Source organism: Chryseobacterium sp. SSA4.19 (assembly GCF_022601875.1).
Taxonomy (GTDB): domain Bacteria; phylum Bacteroidota; class Bacteroidia; order Flavobacteriales; family Weeksellaceae; genus Chryseobacterium.
Genome location: NZ_JAKVIP010000038.1, coordinates 1 through 21,717, shown reverse-complemented (window position 1 = coordinate 21,717; position 21,717 = coordinate 1). Strand labels below are relative to the sequence as shown.

Genomic DNA, 21,717 nt, shown 5'->3' with positions numbered 1-21,717 from the left:
TGTTTCCGCTTATTTAAAAACTCTTCTGCGCTACCCTAAACAATCTCTCGTTTTAAGTGGGGCAAAAATACTAACTTATTACCTTACAATCCAAATACAGTTAACAATTTATTGACATTTAGTTTACATTCCATCTTTAAATCCCTGAACCTTAGAGACAATAATTTTCAAATCTAATATTTAAAAGAATGAACTAAGTACTTAACATCAGCATTAAAAATGAGATATAGATTTGATTTCTTATTAAAATGAAGAATTTTCGCTTGATTGAGAAACACTTTAATTGTCTAAATTCTACAAACCGCAATATGATCAGATTGGGGATTTAAGGATTGTTTTTCAGACAAAATACATTTTCAATATCTAAAGTATATCAATATACACTTGATACAGCAGATGTTTTATTGCGGTACAGTAAAAATGCTATTTAAGATTATATTATATGATGAAAATTCTTGATTTTTGTATTTTTAAAAATAATAAAGATGAATTGTCCATGCTGCTCAGGGAAATCCTATGAAGAATGCTGCAAGCCTTATCACACCGGAGAACAATACGCTCCAACTGCAGAAACATTGATGCGTTCACGGTTTTGTGCCTTTGCTATTCCAAATGGAGAATATTTAATGGAAACCACCCTACCAGGAAAAAGAAGATACCATAATAAAAAAGATCTTCAGGAATGGGGAGAAATCAATGAATGGACAAAACTTGAAATTATAAGAACACCAACTTTAAATCAGGTGGAGTTTAAAGCGTATTATACCGATCCGGATGGCAACCGGCAGCTCCATCATGAGTTTTCACTGTTTCAGAAAATGCATGGAAAATGGTATTATGTTTCGGGGGAATTTATAGAATAAAAAATGTCCGACTAAGAATCGGACATTTATATTTTAATTTAGTGCGTTTCGTTTCCGTCAGCTCCGTGAACATGACCGTGTGACAGTTCTTCTTCCGTTGCAGGACGTGTGTTTAAAATTTCTACCTGGAAATCCAGAACTTTTCCAGCCATCGGATGGTTCAGGTCAGCTACTACCGCTTCAGGTGTTACTTCTACTACGAATGCCTGGAAATTATTTCCCTGATTATCAGACAAAGGCAAAATAGCTCCTACAGGAGGAATTCCGGATTCGTTAAACATATCGATCGGCAATTGTGCAATAGCATCCGGCTGTTTTTCACCATATGCTTCTTCAGGCTGAATTGTAAAAGCAGTTTTATCGCCGGCTTTCATCCCTAAAATATTCTGTTCAAATTTCGGAATCATCATTCCCAAACCGTATAAAAACGTAAGTGGATTTTCTGCCGTCGTTTCTTCTACAAGGATTTTACTTCCATCTTCTTCGATGGTATGAAGAATGTAGCTTACTGCTACTACATGATTATTTTCAATTGTCATAATTTTCTTTTTTCCGTGAACTTTTTCACGATTAACCCTACAAAGATAGTCTTTTTGAAATGATTGACTGAAGAACCATTTAAAGAGAACATCAGGATCATATCAATCCCGGTTTCTTTTCTTTGTTTCCTCGCGTTTTTTCTGTCTTAATACATACAAATACAAACTCTCCACTTTGGTCCTGGCCCAATCTGTTTTTCTTAAAAATTTCAAGGAAGAACTGATGCTCGGATTATCAGTAAAACATTTAATATTGATCTGTTCACCTAACCTTTCAAATCCATTATAATAATCTACCAGTTCTTCGAGAATGGCATCCAGCCGTTTTCCGTGTAGCGGATCTTTAGATTGTTGTTCCATTATTTTCTGGTAAAAATAAGGATTATTTATTGTTCATTAAAGCTGCAGCTGTACATCTCGTTGTTTTCCGATAGTTTGCGTGCATTCCTTATGTGAAAAATTCATCTCTTCATTTATAAATCTTTAATAACAGGCTTTACCTCTTTTCCAAATAATTCTATTGATTTCATCATAATATCATGAGAAGGATTGCCAACATCCATATGCCCGATAAATCTGGTAATTCCAAAAATTTCTTTCATATAAACTATTTTATCTGCCACTTCCCGGGGATTCCCTATGAACAATGCTCCTTCCTTGCTTCTTCCGCCTTCATACTGCATTTTGGTATAAGGTGCCCAGCCTCTGGAGGAACCGATCCTGTCCATCTGAGATTTATAGTTATGAAAATATCCGTCAACAATATTCGGATCATCGCTTATAAAAGTATGGGAGTGGATTGCAATCTGCATTTGGCCTGCATCATGACCTGCTTTCTGATATTCCTGTTTATAAAATTCTATCAGATTTTTAAACTGGGCCGGCATCCCTCCGATAATGGCAACTACTAAAGGCATTCCTAATTGAGCAGCACTTAAAACCGATTGCGGTGTTCCGCCGACAGCTCGCCAAATCGGAAGCATTCCGTTATTTTTTGCTCTTGGATACACTGTCTGATTCTGCATCGGTGCACGCAGCTTCCCCGACCATGAGACATTTTCCTCTGAATTGATTTTTAATAACAATTCTAATTTTTCATCAAAAAGTTCCTCATAATCATTTAAAGAATAACCGTATAAAGGAAAAGATTCAATAAAGCTTCCGCGGCCTACGAAAATTTCAGCACGCCCATCGGAAATTAAGTCTAAAGTTGAAAAGTCTTCATAAACTTTTACCGGCTCTGATGAGCTCAGAACGGTAACACCACTTGCCAATCGTATATTTTTTGTAATACTTGCGGCGGCGGCCAAAATAATTTCGGGTGATGAAACTGCATAATCCGGACGATGATGTTCTCCCATTGCAAAAACATCAATCCCCACCTCATCCATCAATTTTACCTGCTCAAGAATTTCACGGATCTTGACACCTGCGTCTGTATATTTACCGGTTGCCTGGTTAAACGACAAATCACCAAACATTCCTATTCCTAATTCCATATTGTTGATTTTAGTTAAGCAAAATTAAGGCGCTTGATTATAAAAAACATTGATGAATGGTAAGAACGGATAAAACATTTTTAAACCTTCAGTTTTGAAGATGGCTTATTTTTTAATTTTAAAAATTGTTTTTCAAAAAGATGATAGGATAGAAATGCAAGTATGACTGTGGAAATGAAAGACAACAATAATGTGACATACCATTCCAACTGATATTTTTCGCCTATTTTCCGAAACAGCATAATAGGAACAAGATGGATGAGATATAATCCATACGTATATTTTCCCAGCCAGGCTAAAATGGTATGATCTGAAATCTTAAATACATTTTTACCGCCCAGCGTGGTTAGAATCAATACAGAAAAAAGCGATCCGAATATAGCAGGCCTTAAATTCAAACTTCCAAAAATGAACCATTCAAGCGGCAAGGTGATCATGATGATTACGAAAACAAAATAAATGTATTTGTAAACCGCTGAAATACGAGTGAGCTTATTAATAAAATCCTTTCTGAATACAAAAAGATAAGCAGGAACTGCACCAAAAGCAAAGTAATCTATATTGGTGAAAATATCAAGCTGACCAATATGCAGTATATTGTAAATGAGTCTAAATATAAATGCAATAATAAGACAGGTAATGATTAATCCCGGAATCCGTTTCAAAGAAATAAAATAAAGCAAAATACCCCAAATGATATAAAAATGCTCTTCCACACAGAGTGACCAGATCACGGGCAAAGGTGAAACATTCGGATGGCTTCCTGTGTACATAACCTTGTAATTTTCCAGAAATGTGAAGGTAAGAAACCAATTCGGTTCATACCCATCATTGGAAGACGGTAAATGGAAAAGGTTCAAAAGATAAGGCGTAAAGAAAGCAAATAATACCATTGCGTAATATAACGGCCATATTCTTAATATCCTTCTTCTAAAAAATCCCTTCAGTGGAATTTTTCCCTGATTGTTAATTTTATCGACAATCAAAATATAGGTTATTAAAAAACCACTTAATACAAAGAAAAAAGACACCCCGATTTCTCCTTTTGAAAAATAATTTAAAAAACTATTTTGAGGTAAACCGGCATGATGAAGAAATACCAATAAAAAAGACAGAAACCTCAGCGAATCAAATGTATGAAAGTGGGTTCTGTCTATTTTTACAAAGCTCATTATTGATTTTGAAATTATTTTTTTAGGTACTGATCAAAATAATCGGTTACTTTCTGCATTAAATGTACCCTGTCTTTCCCTATCACATTATGCTGATGTCCTGGATAGACGAAATAATCCAGCTGAACACCATTGTCTACAGCAGATTTGATAAATTTAACGGAATGCTGCCAAACCACCACATCATCCTGTGCCCCGTGAATCATCAGCAATTTTCCTTTCAGATTCTGAACTTTGCTCAGAAGATTTGATGCCGCGTATCCCTGCGGGTTTTCCTGTGGTGTATCCATATATCTTTCGCCATACATAATTTCGTACATGCTCCAGTCGATAACCGGACCTCCGGCAACCCCTACTTTGAAAACTTCCGGATGGCGGAGCATGAAACTTGTTGTCATAAATCCTCCAAAACTCCACCCGTGAATTCCCATCTTTTCGGAATCTACATATGATAAGGATTTTAAATACTCTACCCCTTTCATCTGGTCACTCATTTCCGTAGTTCCCAGATTCCTGAATACAGCCTGCTCAAATTTCAGCCCGCGGTTAGAAGAGCCTCTCCCATCCATCGTGAAAATGATATAACCGTTTTGAGCCATGTATTCATACCAAAGGTTCCCTGAAGCCGGGAAAGTATTTGTAACCAGTTGCAAGTGCGGCCCGTTATATAAATAAACGATCACCGGATATTTTTTATTCGGGTCAAAATCTGTCGGAAGAATTATCTTTCCGTAAAGCAAAGTTCCGTCGTCTGCTTTTAAATTAACATTTTTAATTTCAGGGCGCTGATAATTTTTCAGTGTATTTTCCGCAGTTAAAAGGTTGTCGGATTTCAAGGTATTGGTGTTGATAATATTCACAACCCTCGGCGTATTGGCATTGCTGTAAGCATCATACAGATAATTTCCATCGCTGCTTAAAATGCCTGTGTGAACTCCATCTGCATTATCTAATTTCTGCATCTTGAAATTCGTCCAGTTAATTCTGTACAGATGCTTTTCCAAAGGAGATTCTTTCGTGGAAGTGAAATAGATTTCTTTTTTCTTTTCATTAAAGCCTAAAATATCGGTTACGAGCCAATCTCCTTTTGTAATCTGCGCAATCAGTCCCTTTTCTAAACTGTAATGAAATAAATGATTGTAACCGGTTCTCTGGCTCTGCCATATAAAGTCTGTATTGGAATTCGGAAAGAAGGTCAACGGATGTTGTGGCTCAACATATTTATCGCTTGTTTCTTCAAATAATGTTTTCACTAAATTTCCTGTTACGGCATCATACTGATTCATTTTCATATGGTTCTGACCTCTGTTCAGTACGCCTACAAAAATATATTTCGAATCTGGGCTCCAGGTGACCGCAGTTAAATACTGGTCTTTTTCACCTTCTGTTTTTAAAAATATGGTTGACTGGGTTTTAAGGTTAAAAACACCCAAAGTAACCTGATGAGACGTTTGTCCGGCCATCGGGTATTTGATATTGTGATTCACTGCAGGCGTTACAGACCAATCGATAATGGGGTAATCAGCTACCATCGTCTGATCCATCCTGTAGAACGCGACACTCTCAGAATTGGGAGCCGGAAAAATCCCTGTATCAATTCCGAATTCGTTTCTGTGGACATTGGAGGCGCCATTAAGAATATTTTCATCAGAATCATTCGTTACCTGAATGGTTTTTCCATTTTTGCTGACAAATAAATTATTCTTCACCGTAAAAGCAAAAGTCTGGTGGTCCCCAAATATTTTCACATTAGAAGCTTCTTTGTCTACCGCAACAGAATTTTTCACTTTCCATATACTTCCTGATTTTTCAATCCATATCATCTGATCATTCGTGGTGAAATATCCTTTGTCATTTCCGGAAAATTTAATCTGAGGGACTGTTTTAAACTTATTATCTGCAAAGCTCTTATTCAGCTGAGACAAAGATACCAGTGTATCTTGTTTGTTAGTTTTTAAACTGGTCATCAAATATCCGCCTTTTACTGACTGAATGTATGATTTTCCATCATCAGACCAGGAAAACTGTGAGATATTTTTCACTGCAAGGTTACTTCTCAAGCCATTAACAGCTTCCGCCATTGTAAATTTCTGAGTCTGCGCCATGGAGGAACCGCCTATAACCAGCATCAGTAAAGAAAATGTATATAATTTCATTGTTTAAAATTCAATTCTCCAAAAATAAGAAATAAAAACCAGCCGTTAATAAATGTTAAAATAAAAGATCAGCCGCATGGTACCTGTATTATTTTAAATTTAATTCTTAACTTAAATATGATTTGATTTTGGATAGAACTGAAATGTAAGGTCCTCTGTCTATTTAAATAAAACCAACCACATCATTTCTTATCCTATATCAATGATCTATATCTTACAGTTGATGTACATTTGCTCTATAAATAAAAATAAAAAATATAATACAATGGCAACAAAATGGAACCTAGACCCAGCTCACAGTGAACTTACTTTCAAAGTAAAACACATGATGATTTCTAACATTAAAGGAAATTTCACAAATTTCACGGCTGAGATTGATGCTGATGACGATACTTTTGCAAACGCCAGAACGACTGCTACCATTCAGACCGATTCTATCTCTACACACAATACAGACAGAGACAATCACCTGAAATCTGCTGAATTCTTTAATGCTGAGGAAAATCCTACGATTACTTTTGAATCTTCTGCCTTGAATAATGAAGTAACAGGAAATCTTACCATGAATGGAATTACAAAACCTGTTACTCTGGATGTGGATTTCAACGGGATTAACGTTGACCCATGGGGAAATACAAAGGCAGGATTTTCTTTTGAAGGAAAAATCAACAGAAAAGATTTCGGACTGAACTGGAACGCTGCCCTGGAAGCCGGTGGTGTCATGGTGAGTGAAGAAGTAAAAATTGCCGGTGAATTACAGTTTGTTAAGCAGGCGTAATTTTCAAAGAGCCCTGGATGGGCAACTTAAATAACATAGGATAAATTATTTCATCCTATTACAATTAACACAAGAGGTTCAGGGAACATAAAACCTTGAACCTTTTTATTTATCCCAGAAATAATGAATCTCAACGATCTGCAAAATATAAGCGATGATTTTAAGGCCACTCAAAGAATGCCTGTCCTTTTTTTAGGACACGGCTCCCCTATGAATGCCATTGAAGACAATCAGTTTGTACAGGGATTTAGGAAAGCGGCATCCGAAATTCCGAAACCTAATGCCATCCTGTGTATTTCTGCTCATTGGTTTACCCATGGAACAAAAGTAACCGCAATGGATTTACCAAGGACAATTCATGATTTCGGGGGTTTTCCACAAGCCTTGTTTGATGTTCAGTATCCTGCCCCAGGAAGTCCAGAGCTTGCACGGGAAACGGCAGAGCTCTTGTCTCCCGTTTTGGCTGAAGAAGATCACCAATGGGGATTGGATCACGGTGCCTGGTCAGTCATTAAGCACATGTATCCTAATGCAGACATTCCGGTAATTCAGTTAAGTATTGATTATACTAAGCCTCCTCAATATCATTTCGATCTTGCGAAAAAACTGAATAAATTGCGTGAAAAAGGTATCTTAATAATTGGAAGCGGGAATATTGTTCATAATCTCCGGCTAATAGACTGGAGAAATATCAATACCGTAGGAGCCGGATGGGACTGGGCTATTGAAGCCAGAGAAAAGATCAATCATTGGCTTTTGGACGGAAATTTCCAAAATATTATTGATTACAACAAACAGAGAACATCTTTACAGTATGCAATTCCGAGCCCTGATCATTATTTACCCTTAATTTACTCTTTGGGGTTGAAAGACCGAACTGAACACATTGCTTTGTTCAATGATGAATTGATCGGTGGCTCATTGAGCATGACCAGCGTAAAAATCGGGTGAAATAATACATAATGACTTCCCTGCAATATTAAACCGGAAGACCACTCTCCCGGTTTGTAATCATTGAAATGCTTTATTAGATTCTGGTAATAGAAACAACATGCGGCTGCCCATCAACCGGACTGTAAATTTCTATAATGGCTTCCCAGATAATATCTCTTGGCGGCATTGATGCTTTACATTTGTACCGGTAGTTAATTCCGTATACGACTTGTGATGATACTTCGTAAGGAGAATATTTTACTCCGACAAATCCACGCAGGGCTTCATCAAATACTTTTTGGTCTTCTGCAGTAAGTGGGTGGTATTTTGTCCAGCCTCCTACTAATTGTTCTTGTTCTAACATGATTAATATAGTTTTAATTCCTACTGTTTGGCTTTTCGGATAACGCCCCGTTTTTAGATATGGTTTCTGGCCTCCACAGTTATAAAGTTTTTGTAATACAAATTGTACTGTTTGTGATTACATGGCAAAGCTACTGCAAGTTCTCCATATATTTTAGCATATATCCACGCATTTTTTTGATCCGTACAAATACTTAACTGTCAATCATCCGTGAAAATTACTTTTGCTTCGTTCAAAAGTATTGTGAACCACATCACCATTCAATGTGAAAACGTTATTTTTATCATTAAAAAATAGTAATATTGTTAACCATGAAAAAAACAATCTTACTTTTCTTATTTCTATTCCCGCTGTATTTCTCAATAGCACAGACTATCAAAGGGACGGTAGTGAATGATGCAGAACAAAAGGTGAGCAATGTAAATATCTATATTGACGGAACGAAGATCGGAACGATATCTAAAGAAGACGGAAGTTTTCTGCTGTCTCTACCTGCGGGAAGTTCAGGGAATATTGTTTTTCAGAAAGAAAATTATGAAACACTTACAAAGCCTGCTTCTGAAGTTATTGGTAAAATATTAAAAGTCGTTTTGTTGAAAAGCAATGATATTGAAGAAGTTTCCATTATTCCTTATACTGAGGAAACATATAGAAACTACATTAATTATTTTCTGGATCAGTTCATCGGATATGACCGGGAGCACGTAAGAATTAAAAATCAGAGAACTCTTAAATTCTCGTACGATAAAAAGAATAAAATACTGAAAGTAAAAGCTCCGAAAACTTTAATAATAGAAAATAAAAATCTGGGCTATGAAATTGAGTATAACCTGGTGAATTTTTCCGCTGATTTTGAGTCTAAAATAGTCAATTGTACAGGTTCAAGCCTTTTTAAAGAAGTGAAAAACAACCATAAAATAAAACTTAACCGCATAAATGCCTATGACGGCAGCCTGCTCCATTTTTTCAGAAGCATCTATAACAATACTGTTGCAGCAGACGGATTTATTGTCAATCATGTAATAAAAGTTCCTAATCCTAAATATCCCACTGAAGAAGAATTAAAGACTTTAAAAGATTTTATGGAAATGGTAAGGATAACAAAGGTCATTACTGCTCCCGAGCATATCCTTGATATATCCCAAAGAAAAAACAATCAGAAACCTTATGCATTAGCCATTATAAAGACCATCATTCCGGATTCTGATTATGTTAAGAGAAACGGTACTGAAATTCTTTTTACCTTTAAGGATATGCTTCAGGTGAACTACAGGAAATATGAGTATGAGATGGAAGGAAAAGAAGTCATGAAAAGTAAAAAAATGGTTGTGTTATCCTCATTCCTGCATCCTGAAGGCGAAACCTTTGAAGTTTCAAAAGACGGAAGTATAACCACTCCTGATCTGCTGCTTACCGAAGGGGATTTTACAAAGAATAAAATTGAAAATATGCTTCCTCTGGATTATCAGCTCGGAGATTAATTGGTGTAACTCCCGTCTTTTTACCTTTACTATATCTTATTGGACAGCCTGTAAAACATTGATATTTCCATAGCCGTAATCTGAATTCGGACTGGAATAATAGGTAGAAGACTGCCTCATTTTATTCAGCACCTGATCCCTTGTCCATGATGGATTTTTAGACCAGACCAAAGCTGCTATTCCGGCTGTAGAAGCGGTAGCCACTGAAGATCCACCTACATAATCGGTTTGTCCGTTATAGTAGCTCAGCACCGGAATATTACTGCCGGACGCTCTTTCCATCTGATAGGTAAAGTCAATTTCCGCTCCTGAATGACACACATCACATTTTTGATTGGATGTATTTTCTTTTACTCCGGTGATGGCCTGGGTTTCCGGCATCCACGCAGGAAAAATCACACCTACGAAATTGGTGAAACTGGTGGAGGTTCCGCCGGCACAGAAAATAAGCTTTCCTTTTGAATAAGCATATTTGACTCCGTCTTCAATTTTTCCAACTGAGAAAATATGGCCCATTGACATGGAAATAATTTTCACCTGTGCATTATTACCTAACTCTGTAAATGCAATCTTAACTCCATTTTGTTCGTGATAACCATCCAAGACTACATTTGAAGCTGCTCTGTAAGTAACGAGACTTGCATTATAGGCAACACCAACCGGCTGTCCTTGGTTATTCCTGGGCGCCGCAGCGGCTGAAGCCATGCTGGTTCCGTGTCCACACTGGTCATTCGGTCCGTCAAAACCGCTGCTCCATGGCCAGATGGAATCTACATGTACTCCGTTTTTAGTAATGGTTCTTCCTGATGAAAGTCCGTTATTAAAGCTGCTTCCCAAAAGAGTCTGTTCAGGTGAAACACCACTGTCAATAATACCTATGGTAATTCCTGCTCCTGTACTGTAATTCCAGGCACTTGTAATGTTATGCTTGCCAAAAGACCACGGCACTTTTGCATTGGGAGAAACAGTCGTATAATCGAAAGTGTTCAGAACTGCAGATTCAAACCCGCAGCCTGATGAACTGCTGCTCGATTTTCCCGTTGCCCCGAATTGCCTCTCATTTTCAAAATACCGGTAATCAGCAGGCTCAAGGTAACGGATGTTCTTCATTTTTCGGAGCGCAATAATCGTCTCCTGCTTTTCAATGACTACATCAATCTGATTTAAGTATTGATCTGAAGACAACAGCAGCCTATCGGTTTTTCCTTCATACTTTTTAATAACATCTAAAATTTCATTTTCTGTTGCTTTATTATCAGAATCTAAATTTCTGTCAAAAGAAGATCCGAAACCGATAGAAGCAATTTTATTTCCCTGAAAAATCGCACTCCATACAAAATGATCTGATGACCCGTTCCACGAAAACTTCCCTTTGTTTTTAATGGTTTCGTTAATTTTTTCATTGATCTGCTTTGCTGATAGAGGATCTTTCCGGACGACTTCGATATCAGATGCAGCATTTTGAATATCATCTCTGTTACAAGCTGTAAAAATAAACAACAGCATAAATAAATAAAACACATTTTTCTTCATAAAATATATATTTGATTGGTTAACACCAATATATCACTTTATAATGAATCGCCAATCATTAAAATTTAGATTAATCCAAATCTATTATGCTGAGAATAACAGGTAAAAAAATGATAACTATTTCAATACTCCACTTTAATCAACGAACATAATAATTAACGAAATTATCTCCTTAAACTTCAGGAAGAAATTAAAAAAGCTTCCGTAATGGAAGCCTTAATATCAGTTTACTATAAATTTTCTTTCATTAATTAATTCTGCTATTGCCAGCATGTCCTCACCAATTAACCGGTCATCCTCGAGCTTTGCTACTCTGGAACGGATAATGGCAAAGTTTTCCTCAATGAGTTTTGAGCAGGTAGCCGGTCTCCTGAATTCAAGCCCCTGTGCAGCAAACATTAATTCCACTGCTAAAATATTAACCAGATTGCCAAGAACCTGATTGAATTTTCTTCCGGAAATACTTCCCATAGAAACATGGTCTTCCTGTCCTAAGCTGGTCGGGATGGAATCTGCAGAAGCCGGGAAACACAATGTCTTATTTTCAGTCACCAAAGCTGCAGAAGTATATTGTGGAATCATAAATCCTGAATTCAATCCTGAACTTTCTGTTAACAGTCTCGGTAACCCATATTTCCCTTCCAGTAACAAATAACTTCTCCTGTCTGAAATATTTCCCAGCTCTGCTGCTGCCAATGTAGCGTAATCCAATGGCAAAGCCATCAGCTGGCCATGGAAGTTCCCTCCTGAAATCGATTCTTCCGCGCTTAAAACAATCGGGTTATCGGTTACGGAATTCAGTTCTGTTTCTGCTAACATTTTCAGATGTTCAAAAGCATTTCTGCTGGCACCGTGCACCTGCGGAACACATCTCATAGAATACGGATCCTGAACCCTGTCGCAATACTCGTGGGATTTTAGGTTTTCAGAATTCTTCAGAAATTTCAGCATTCTTGCCGCCACTTTCCGGCTTCCTTCAAAAGGTCTGATCTCATGAAGTTCCTTTTTAAACGGGCTGGCTGAACCTCTGTAAGCTTCAATACTCATTGCCGCCGTCATATCCGCCAGATCCAGCAGGTACTCAAATTTTTCCAGGCCTTTAATGGCATGGGAAAGAATGAACTGCGTCCCGTTAATTAAACCTAAGCCTTCTTTGGGACCTAAAGTCAAAGGAGTAAGGTTATTTTTAGCCAGAATTTCAGTGGTTTCAAAAATTTCATTTCCTACCCAAACTTTCCCTAATCCTAATAAAGGCAGAACCAGATGGGCTAAAGGAGCAAGATCTCCTGACGCTCCCACAGAGCCCTGTTCAGGAACTACAGGAATGATATCTTTTTCCAGCATCAGGACCATTCTTTCAATCACATCCAGAGAAACCCCTGAAAACCCTTTGGATAAAGCATGCACTTTTGCAATCATCATGATTTTCGAAAACTCTTTGTCAATCGGTTTCCCTACGCCTACCGCATGGGAAATAATCAGGTTATATTGTAGCTGTGCCGTTTCGTCTGCTGAAATTTTAATATCACAAAGAGGACCGAAGCCTGTATTTATACCATAAACACATCGATCCGACTCTACAATCTGCTGCACATTTTTTTGAGATTTTAATATCTGTTCTTTTGCTGCCTTGTTAAGTTTAGCTTTACTTGGAGTTTTACAGATTTCCAAAACGTCATGGAAACTGAAAACATCTACACCGTATATCATGCTCTAAATTTTGTCCTAAAATTAAGCATTTAGCCATAATTGGGAAAACTAATTTTCTATCCTTAGATTTTTATGAAAACAAGACAATAATTTATTACTTTTACCGCCGAATTAAAAAATTAATCACCTTATGAAACTTAAAACTTTTTTACTTGTCTTTTGCATGATAAGTACCACTGCTTTCGCACAGAAAGTAAAATATTCCAAAGAAGATATCAAAAAGATGGAGCTGTACCTTTTTAATGAAGGCTTTAACACCCCTTCTCCCAGAAAGACCTCTACGGTTATTTTAAAGGACGGAACTACACACAAAGGATTCTGCAGCAAAATTGACACAAAAAAAGGACAGATTTTTGAAGTTTCCCTTAAAGACAGCCTTACCAAAAAAAGCGAAATATTCAATGCGGATGAGATTGCAGAAATGTATGTTTATCCAAGTAATGTAGAAAAATTTGCTAAAGTGGCGAAGTATATGGGGAACATTAGAAACTACAGCACCAAAAAGTTAACCAAAAATACAAATAAGGATAGAATTTATTTTGTAAATCAGACGGTGTCCCTGAAGAATAAAAAAGACGACAAGGAATTCCTGATGCAGGTCATCAATCCTGAATTTGATGATATTATTTCTGTTTATCATGATCCGAGGGCCAAAGAAACAAGCGGGTTTTCAATCGGCGGATCCCCGCAGCTGGGCGGTGGTGTAATCAAGTCTTATTATGTAAAAAAAGGTGATAAAGTAATGTGGCTTCATAAAGATAATTTTGAAGACAATTATGATTTCCTTTTTGGAGACAATGCAGAATTCATGAAAAAGTATCCTAAAAATTCTGTGGAATGGGATTATTTCAGTTTTCTCGTCCATGAATATACGGAAATGAACAACGGATAATATCCAACTTTAACATATATTGTACGGCCATAGAAATTCTATGGCTTTTTTCTTGCTTTTAAATTCCGTAATTTTGTTATATGAATCCTTCCTTAGAATTACAGCTCAAAACTTTACCATCTGAACCCGGCGTTTATCGTTATTATGACAAAAACGAGCAGCTTCTGTATGTAGGAAAGGCTAAAAATCTGAAGAAAAGGGTTCTTTCATATTTCAATAAAAACCTTCCGGGATACAGAACAAGGATCATGGTCGGAAAGATCCAGCGTTTAGAGACTACGATCGTTAACAGCGAGTACGATGCCCTTTTGCTGGAAAACAATCTGATCAAGGAACATCAGCCTTTCTACAATGTCATGCTGAAAGATGATAAAACCTATCCATGGATCTGTATTAAAAATGAAGAATTTCCCAGAATTTTTTTAACAAGAACCAAAATCCGTGACGGATCCGAATATTACGGTCCTTATGCTAAAGTGCGTCCTGCAAAGATTTTGCTCGATACCATTAAGCATATTTACAAACTCAGGACCTGTAACCTTAATTTAGCTCCTGCCAGAATTGAGGAAGGAAAATATAAAGTCTGCCTGGAATACCATATTAAAAACTGCAATGGCCCTTGTGAAGGACTCGAAAGCAAGGCTGAATATGATGAAAAAATTGATGCGATCCGCGGGATCATCAAAGGAGATTTCCGTAAAGCTAAAGAATATCTTACCGAAAGGATGATAAAATATGCCTCTGACTTACAGTTTGAGGATGCCCAGGTTATTAAAGAAAGACTGAATATTCTGGAAGATTATCAGGCGAAAAATACTGTAGTGAACCCTAATATCGATGATGTGGATGTTTTCGGGATGACCAGTGATGAAACAGCTGCCTACGTCAATTTCTTTAAAATAAGAAATGGGAATATCATCCAGAGTTTTACCACTGAAATTAAAAAAATCCTCGAGGAAAGTGATGAAGATATTATGGAGGAAGCTTTGATTGAAATCCGTCAGAAGTTTGATTCAGATTCCAAAGAAGTGCTGCTTCCCTTCCATCTGTCTATTGAGATCCCTAATGTAAAGCTGATCGTCCCTAAAGTCGGTGATAAAAAACGAATTGTCGAACTGTCTGAAAAGAATGCCAAGGAATACCGCTTGGAGAAACTGAAACAGGTACAGATCATCGATCCGGAAAGGCACACCAACAGAATTATGGCCGAAATGCAAAAGCTGTTGCGAATGCCTGTGGAACCGAGACATATTGAGGGTTTTGACAACTCGAATATCCAGGGAACCAATCCTGTTTCAGCCTGTGTGGTTTTTAAAGACGGAAAGCCCAGCAAAGCTGATTACAGGATTTTTCATCCTAAAACCGTGGAAGGCCCGAATGATTTCGCCACGATGGAGGAAGTAATATACCGGCGGTACAAAAGGCTGTTAGACGAGGGAGATCAACTACCACAGTTAATTCTTATTGACGGTGGTAAAGGTCAGTTATCTTCTGCGGTAAAGAGTTTACGGCTGTTAGGATTGTATGGTAAAATTACGATTGTCGGGATTGCCAAAAGACTGGAAGAGATCTTTTTTCCTGAAGACCCTATTCCTTTATACCTGGATAAAAAATCAGAAACCTTAAAAATTTTACAAAGGGTAAGAGATGAAGCGCACCGTTTCGGGGTAAGGCATCACAGAACCAGAAGAACCAATTCTACGATCCAATCGGAATTAGAAGGTATTCCCGGTGTAGGAGCAAAAACCATAGAATTATTACTGTATAAATTGAAATCAGTAAAAAGAGTTAAGGAATCAAGCCTGGAAACCCTGGAAGAAATCTTAGGAAAGAGCAAAGCGAAAGTAGTTTTTGATTTTTTTAATAACGAATAAAAGATAGGGCTGAAGTTTTTTCAGCCTTATCTTTTACATAGAGATTATTTTTTAGAGAAAACTTCTTTAGTGTAGCCCCCGTTGGACTGAGGAATTTCAATTACAATATTTCCATTCTCATAATATCCCAGAGTAGAATCTCCGTTTTGCAGCTTCACCCTGAAAACATCATTTTTTGTAGTGGTCTTAAATGTGGCAAATGGTGAAGCACTGTTAGCACCGACTAAAATGAACTGACTGTTATCAATTTGTACTTTCTGGTAATCAGACTTTCCATTGCTGAATTTTACAGCGTTGTTATCAGCTGAGCCTGTATTTGTCATAGCAGGCTGCTCAATTGATTGAGTTTCCTGTACACGAGTCTGCAGTGTCTGTGCTACAGGATTAGCAGGTGAAATAGAAACGTAAGTTTGTTTCAATGCATCCTGATAACCTTCTTTATATTCCTTGATATTGGAAGATCCTTTAATAGATGATATTACTTTGTCATTACAGTCTTTAAACTGTACCAATACCTTATTCCTTAAAAATCCGCTGTCATTGATGACATCTGCCGTTACCACATTGCAAGGGTTTTCTTTTGCTTCGGCCGGCCACTGAAGTTTGTCTGCCGGTATAACGGTATAATTCTTATTTCTTAATGTTTTAGCAAGTAATTCTGATAATCCGAAATCTTCTTTAAAAGTCTCAAACCTGGCAGGAAGCGAAACATATTTATAATCTGAAACTTTTTGTCCGAAAGCCAATGCTGAACAAACTGTTACTATAATAAGCGTAATTTTTTTCATAGGATTTAAATTAATCGTTTCTGAACTGTCCCATATCCAGTTTCAGGGAAAAGAAATTGGAATAGAAGTTTGATCCTCCGATACCGGAATTGGTAATGGCATAATCTAAAGTAAGTCCGCGGTATTTGATTCCGATCCCTGCGCTTGGCTGGAAAGAGACTTTTCTTCTGAGATCTTCAATATCGGTAATCGACTGGAATCTGTTCACTCCTAATCTGACGAAAATCATCTTCTGGTATCCCAATTCAGCACCTGCGTAAGGTGTAATACTGGCAAAATCGGTTGAAAGAAGAGCCGCCGTTTTGGCAAAATCCACATTAATACCGGCTTCAGGCAGTACATATACACTGCTGTTGATCTCGAATATTTTACTCACTCCTGCATTCAGCTTCGGCATGGTAAGCTCCATTTTATCTTTCGGAGCCGGGTTAAATTCCTCCCCGTTTACGATGGTGGAAAGCTCTTTCTGATTAACGCTCCAGAAATTCACCGTTGTGGTAGCATCTCTCAGCATCCCTCCTATTTTAAATCCATTATCAAGTTTGTAGATGGCCCCGATATCAAAACCGAATCCGTAACCGTTCGCAAACTTCCCTACATTCCTGTAAACGATTTTAGCATTGATCCCGACATCCAGCTTTGGATTTCCTCCCGGATTAAATGCATAAGAAAGTATTGCTGCATAATCAGACTGTGAAAACTTGGTGATTTTATCATAATCGATATTCCCTTCCGTATCAATAAGCTGCGTCGTATTTAGAATATTATCTACTCCAAGCCTTACGACGGATACTCCGAAAACTCCTGTCTCCAAAACTTTTGCATAGGCCAGGTAATCATATTTGGCAATTGACTCGAAATATTCAGCATGCATGGCTGCTCCCTGCCAGTCTCTTTCTATTGCCATCATGCCTGCCGGGTTCCACATCGGGGAATATACATCATCCTGGTTAGAGACTACTGCTCCTCCCATCGCTAAACCTCTGGCTCCTGCTCCGATATTCAGGAATTCATTAGAGTATTTTCTGATAATCTGAGATTGCGATATCCCGAATATCAGGAAAAATATTAGTAAAAGATATTTTTTTATCATATAAAGTCGATGCTTAATTTAAAGTTTTTTGTTTCTTAGCTTTTATAAATCCGTTGACAATGATTGCCAGTATCATAACTCCTGAAGCACCGTAAAAAACCGGGCTCATATGTTCTGATTCCCCAAAGATAAAAAAAGCTAGTATAATTCCGTAAACCGGTTCTAAATTAACTGTTAAAATTAATGTGAATGGCGAAATATATTTCATCAGGTTTACCGACTCAAGCATCGGAAAAGCCGTGAAGACACTTGCCAACAACCCTATTAACGCAATATCATGGTAACTTATTTCATTTATCTGAAAAATTTGTCCGCTGAACAAATAAATAATCAATAACATGAACCATCCTGAGAAAATTTCATAAAAAATAATGTTTCCCGAACTTGTTTTTCCAAACATTTTCCCGTTAAAAACAGAAAATATTGTCCCAAAGACAGCACACAAAACACCGTACATAATACCTTCTTTAAACCTGAATTCTGTTTGAAAAATTAATAAAATACAAGCAACAATAACCACTCCCATCACCACTTCTGAAATATCTATTTTACGTTTAAAAATAAAGGGTTCCATAATTGCTGCGAATAATGTGGATAGAGAAAGGCAGCTCAAAGCAATCGATACATTTGAAACTTTGATAGAATGAAAAAAACAATACCAGTGAAGCGACATTGAAAAACCGATGGCTGCCAGCTGGAAAAAAATCTTTTTTGAGACTTTAATGCTCTCTTTTTTAATTATCCTGATATAAATGTAAAGACAAATCGCTGCAAAAAGCATCCTGTAAAATACGAGAATCTGAGCATTAGCTTGAATAAGCTTTCCTAAGATTGCTGTAAATCCCCATAAAAACACTATCAAATGCAATCTGAAAAGAGCTAATTTATGCATATCTGCCTTTATTTTAATTTTATGCAAAATTACAAATCGCTTTTTACAATCCCGTAAGGCAAACGTATTCTTTTTAAGGAATATATTTTAAAGATACTACATAAAAAACCCTGAAAATTTGTTCAACTTTCAGGGCCTTCAAATAATAAACTATTAAAAAAATAAACTAGGAACTTAGAGTATTCATAGAGAATATTATCCCTATTACTCTTATGTAAAGTTAGGAAAAAAATCATTCGGTCAAAACCATTCATATGTTAAATATTTCATAAATTTCTGACTACCAATAAATTAAACATTTGTTTTAATTCAATATAAATTCTTTGAAAAATAGTATCTTTAAGCGGAAAAAATTGAAATTGTATGGACATTGAATTCAACAAGCGGGAAGATCAGAACAGATTGAAGCTATCAGAAATAAATCGTTTACTCGCTGAAATTAAAAAGGGGGGCGGTGAAAAAAGGCTTCAGAAGATTCGTGACGAAGGAAAAATGACAGCAAGGGAAAGAATTGATTATCTTCTCGACAAAGGTTCTGATTCCATAGAAATCGGTGCATTTGCAGGATTTGAAATGTATGAAGAACACGGCGGATGTCCCGGCGGCGGCGTAGTCGTTGTTATCGGTTACGTATCCGGAAAACAATGCATTGTTGTTGCTAATGATGCCTCTGTAAAAGCCGGAGCCTGGTTTCCAATTACCGGTAAAAAGAACCTCAGAGCTCAGGAAATTGCAATGGAAAACAGACTTCCTATTATATATCTTGTTGATTCTGCAGGGGTCTATCTTCCTATGCAGGATGAAATTTTTCCGGATAAAGAGCATTTCGGAAGAATATTCAGGAATAATGCTAAAATGAGCTCTATGGGGATCATTCAGATTTCGGCTGTAATGGGCAGCTGTGTTGCAGGCGGAGCTTATCTCCCTATCATGAGTGATGAAGCGATGATTGTTGATAAAACCGGATCTATATTCCTTGCCGGAAGTTATCTGGTAAAAGCTGCCATCGGTGAAACAATCGATAATGAAACCCTGGGCGGAGCCACGACCCACTGCTCTATTTCAGGCGTTACAGATTATAAGGCCAAAGATGATAAGGATGCTCTAAACAGAATCAAAAATATCATGAAATCTATTGGCAGTACGGAAAAAGCAGGCTTTGACAGAATTGAAAGTTTCGAGCCTAAATCAAAACCTGAGAATATTTTCGGAATTCTTCCCGCTTCAAGAACCGAGCAGTATGATACCTATGAAATCATTAAATGTCTTGTTGACAATTCTGAATATGAAGAGTATAAAGCTGATTACGGGAAAAGCATTATCTGTGCAACGGCGAGAATCGATGGATGGTCTGTTGGCATTGTAGCCAATCAGAGAACATTGGTGAAAAGCGGAAAAGGAGAAATGCAATTTGGTGGCGTGATCTACTCAGATTCGGCTGATAAAGCGACCAGGTTTATTGCCAATTGCAATCAACGAAAAATCCCACTTGTATTCTTACAGGATGTCACAGGCTTTATGGTAGGGTCCAAATCCGAACACGGAGGTATTATTAAAGATGGAGCCAAGATGGTAAATGCCGTGTCTAATTCCGTGGTTCCGAAATTTACTGTGATTACAGGAAACTCATACGGTGCAGGAAATTATGCGATGTGCGGAAAAGCGTATGATCCTAGATTGATTGTGGCATGGCCTTGGGCAGATCTTGCTGTAATGGGAGGAACACAGGCGGCAAAGGTTTTAGCCCAGATCCAGGAGTCTACCTTAAAAAAACAGGGTAAAGATATTTCTGCAGAAGACCATCAGGAGATTCTGGATACGATTTCTAAGCGTTACCAGAAACAGACTGAGGCAACGTATTCTGCAGCCCGTCTTTGGACCGATGCGATAATCAATCCTGTTGATACCAGAAAGTGGATTTCTATGGGTATTGAAGCTGCTAACCATTCCCCAATTACAGAGAAGTTTAATTTGGGAGTTATCCAGGTCTGATATTATTATTATTTTTCTTTATACAACATAAAAGCTTTACCTTAGGTAAGGCTTTTTTACTTACATCAATAAGATGAGATGATCAAGAAGAATGAATATTTTTCATGAGTCTGCTTCCGCTATGCACTATTAGTCCTATCGCCCGGGTGTTGCAGTTTGATGTCCTTTGCTTTCTGTCTACCAGCTGCGGAGTAACCGTTTCTATCAGGGATTAAAGATGTACAGGGTTCATTTGGAGTTAGTCAGCAGTATTTCTATAGCTTGAAGTACAAGATTTATGTTTTTCTTAGTTCTACTAATAATTAACAGATTTTAAAAACCTGTCAGGTTCAAATGATAGTGCCCTAATAGTAATACTAAGTATAATGAACTGATATAAGCAACAATAAATAGCGGTGATTGGATATTGATTAGCGGAGCGGTGCTAATGATAGTTTAATGTACTGAATTAACAGTACAGAAGCATTATCAAGGATGAAGATACTTTCAGTAAAGATAATAAAGAGGCAAAAACAATAGTTATACACAAAAGTTCTGTATGCTATTGTTTAGGTTTTGGAGATTGGATTTCTGGATTCAAAGCTTTTTCAGTACTGGTGAAAACGATAATGAATCATTAAAGCGATATTCTGAATTACTTTGACCAAAGAAGCACCAATGCTTCAGCAGAATCGTTCAATGCAAAAATCAAAAACTTCAGAATGCAACTCCGTGGTGTGAAAGACAAATCGTTTGACACTATCCCACAAAGTGTGTAAGTTAAAAAGTTAGAGCTTGGATTTTATAATCTGAGCCTTTTTTCAAAAATAAGCATAAACTGGTTAAGAACAATACCCCAATTCTGAATAGGCATCGACCATTTTTTAGTAGCTTCTTTTAATGCGAGATACACTGATTTCATTACGGCATCATCGGTAGGAAAAGACATTTTGTTTTTGGTGTATTTTCTGATTTTCCCGTTAAGATTTTCAATTAAATTGGTGGTATAAATGATTTTTCGAATCTCTAAAGGAAATTCAAAAAATACAGTCAGCTCATCCCAATTATTCCGCCAGGATGCAATAGCATAAGAATATTTGCTTTCCCATTTTTCTGCAAAATCAGTGAGAGCTGCTTGAGCGGCTTGTTTTGTTGGCGCGGTGTAAATATGCCTCATAT

Annotated in this window: 20 protein-coding genes; 8 read left to right on the top strand and 12 right to left on the bottom strand. The window is 37.2% G+C overall.

Annotation, left to right across the window (positions count from 1 at the left end; translation table 11 throughout):
• The first annotated feature begins 485 nt into the window (after window positions 1-485).
• Window positions 486-863 (top strand): YchJ family protein, encoded by a 378-nt coding sequence (locus MKJ01_RS17810; protein WP_241615557.1) that lies wholly within the window; start codon window positions 486-488, stop codon window positions 861-863.
• A 38-nt stretch (window positions 864-901) separates the two neighbouring features.
• Here MKJ01_RS17810 and MKJ01_RS17805 read toward each other — a convergent pair whose 3' ends face one another.
• The 5 genes from MKJ01_RS17805 to MKJ01_RS17785 all read right to left on the bottom strand — a co-directional run bounded on the left by MKJ01_RS17805 (window position 902) and on the right by MKJ01_RS17785 (window position 6,229).
• Entirely contained in the window at window positions 902-1,402 is a 501-nt protein-coding gene (locus tag MKJ01_RS17805; protein ID WP_241615556.1) for a peptidylprolyl isomerase, read from the bottom strand.
• 102 nt (window positions 1,403-1,504) lie between these two features.
• Window positions 1,505-1,762: a VF530 family DNA-binding protein gene (locus MKJ01_RS17800; protein ID WP_241615555.1), complete on the bottom strand. Its 258-nt coding sequence runs from the start codon at window positions 1,760-1,762 to the stop codon at window positions 1,505-1,507.
• A gap of 113 nt (window positions 1,763-1,875) precedes the next feature.
• Entirely contained in the window at window positions 1,876-2,901 is a 1,026-nt protein-coding gene (locus MKJ01_RS17795) for an LLM class flavin-dependent oxidoreductase (protein ID WP_241615554.1), read from the bottom strand.
• An 80-nt stretch (window positions 2,902-2,981) separates the two neighbouring features.
• Entirely contained in the window at window positions 2,982-4,073 is a 1,092-nt protein-coding gene (locus MKJ01_RS17790) for an acyltransferase (RefSeq protein WP_241615553.1), read from the bottom strand.
• A gap of 14 nt (window positions 4,074-4,087) precedes the next feature.
• Window positions 4,088-6,229: a S9 family peptidase gene (locus MKJ01_RS17785; RefSeq protein ID WP_241615552.1), complete on the bottom strand. Its 2,142-nt coding sequence runs from the start codon at window positions 6,227-6,229 to the stop codon at window positions 4,088-4,090.
• Between the two features lie 265 nt (window positions 6,230-6,494).
• On the opposite strand from MKJ01_RS17785, the gene MKJ01_RS17780 reads away from it, so the two are divergent.
• Window positions 6,495-7,007, top strand: a complete 513-nt coding sequence (locus MKJ01_RS17780) for a YceI family protein (RefSeq protein WP_241615551.1) — start codon at window positions 6,495-6,497, stop codon at window positions 7,005-7,007.
• 123 nt (window positions 7,008-7,130) lie between these two features.
• Window positions 7,131-7,958 (top strand): 4,5-DOPA dioxygenase extradiol, encoded by an 828-nt coding sequence (gene ygiD, locus MKJ01_RS17775; RefSeq protein WP_241615550.1) that lies wholly within the window; start codon window positions 7,131-7,133, stop codon window positions 7,956-7,958.
• 76 nt (window positions 7,959-8,034) lie between these two features.
• Here the strand turns inward: ygiD and MKJ01_RS17770 are convergent, their stop codons facing one another.
• Complete coding sequence (locus MKJ01_RS17770) at window positions 8,035-8,304, bottom strand: hypothetical protein (protein WP_241615549.1); 270 nt, start codon at window positions 8,302-8,304, stop codon at window positions 8,035-8,037.
• 311 nt (window positions 8,305-8,615) lie between these two features.
• Here MKJ01_RS17770 and MKJ01_RS17765 point away from each other — a divergent pair, with 311 nt between their 5' ends.
• Entirely contained in the window at window positions 8,616-9,785 is a 1,170-nt protein-coding gene (locus MKJ01_RS17765) for a carboxypeptidase-like regulatory domain-containing protein (RefSeq protein WP_241615548.1), read from the top strand.
• Between the two features lie 36 nt (window positions 9,786-9,821).
• Here MKJ01_RS17765 and MKJ01_RS17760 read toward each other — a convergent pair whose 3' ends face one another.
• Together MKJ01_RS17760 and hutH are read right to left on the bottom strand one after the other, a co-directional pair.
• Complete coding sequence (locus MKJ01_RS17760; protein WP_241615547.1) at window positions 9,822-11,318, bottom strand: S8/S53 family peptidase; 1,497 nt, start codon at window positions 11,316-11,318, stop codon at window positions 9,822-9,824.
• Window positions 11,319-11,540: 222 nt separating this feature from the next.
• Window positions 11,541-13,028, bottom strand: coding sequence for a histidine ammonia-lyase (gene hutH / locus MKJ01_RS17755; protein WP_241615546.1), 1,488 nt, complete (start codon window positions 13,026-13,028; stop codon window positions 11,541-11,543).
• A gap of 163 nt (window positions 13,029-13,191) precedes the next feature.
• On the opposite strand from hutH, the gene MKJ01_RS17750 reads away from it, so the two are divergent.
• Together MKJ01_RS17750 and uvrC are read left to right on the top strand one after the other, a co-directional pair.
• The gene (locus tag MKJ01_RS17750) at window positions 13,192-13,920 is read left to right on the top strand and encodes a hypothetical protein (protein WP_241632725.1); all 729 of its coding nucleotides are present in this window, start codon (window positions 13,192-13,194) and stop codon (window positions 13,918-13,920) included.
• Between the two features lie 80 nt (window positions 13,921-14,000).
• The gene (gene uvrC, locus MKJ01_RS17745; protein WP_241615544.1) at window positions 14,001-15,794 is read left to right on the top strand and encodes an excinuclease ABC subunit UvrC; all 1,794 of its coding nucleotides are present in this window, start codon (window positions 14,001-14,003) and stop codon (window positions 15,792-15,794) included.
• Between the two features lie 44 nt (window positions 15,795-15,838).
• Here uvrC and MKJ01_RS17740 read toward each other — a convergent pair whose 3' ends face one another.
• Genes MKJ01_RS17740 through MKJ01_RS17730 form a run of 3 tightly spaced genes read right to left on the bottom strand, consistent with a single transcriptional unit; the run spans window position 15,839 to window position 18,567 of the window.
• Complete coding sequence (locus tag MKJ01_RS17740; RefSeq protein WP_241615543.1) at window positions 15,839-16,582, bottom strand: hypothetical protein; 744 nt, start codon at window positions 16,580-16,582, stop codon at window positions 15,839-15,841.
• A gap of 10 nt (window positions 16,583-16,592) precedes the next feature.
• The gene (locus MKJ01_RS17735; protein WP_241615542.1) at window positions 16,593-17,675 is read right to left on the bottom strand and encodes a PorV/PorQ family protein; all 1,083 of its coding nucleotides are present in this window, start codon (window positions 17,673-17,675) and stop codon (window positions 16,593-16,595) included.
• Window positions 17,676-17,688: 13 nt separating this feature from the next.
• On the bottom strand, window positions 17,689-18,567 hold the full coding sequence (locus MKJ01_RS17730) for a DMT family transporter (RefSeq protein ID WP_241615541.1): 879 nt from the start codon (window positions 18,565-18,567) through the stop codon (window positions 17,689-17,691).
• Between the two features lie 363 nt (window positions 18,568-18,930).
• Here MKJ01_RS17730 and MKJ01_RS17725 point away from each other — a divergent pair, with 363 nt between their 5' ends.
• The gene (locus MKJ01_RS17725; protein ID WP_241615540.1) at window positions 18,931-20,559 is read left to right on the top strand and encodes an acyl-CoA carboxylase subunit beta; all 1,629 of its coding nucleotides are present in this window, start codon (window positions 18,931-18,933) and stop codon (window positions 20,557-20,559) included.
• Between the two features lie 626 nt (window positions 20,560-21,185).
• Window positions 21,186-21,317, top strand: coding sequence for a transposase (locus tag MKJ01_RS17720; RefSeq protein ID WP_368366412.1), 132 nt, complete (start codon window positions 21,186-21,188; stop codon window positions 21,315-21,317).
• Between the two features lie 23 nt (window positions 21,318-21,340).
• On the opposite strand, the gene MKJ01_RS17715 is transcribed toward MKJ01_RS17720, so the two are convergent.
• A partial coding sequence (locus MKJ01_RS17715; protein WP_241615539.1) for a transposase occupies window positions 21,341-21,717 on the bottom strand: 377 nt, incomplete at its 5' end.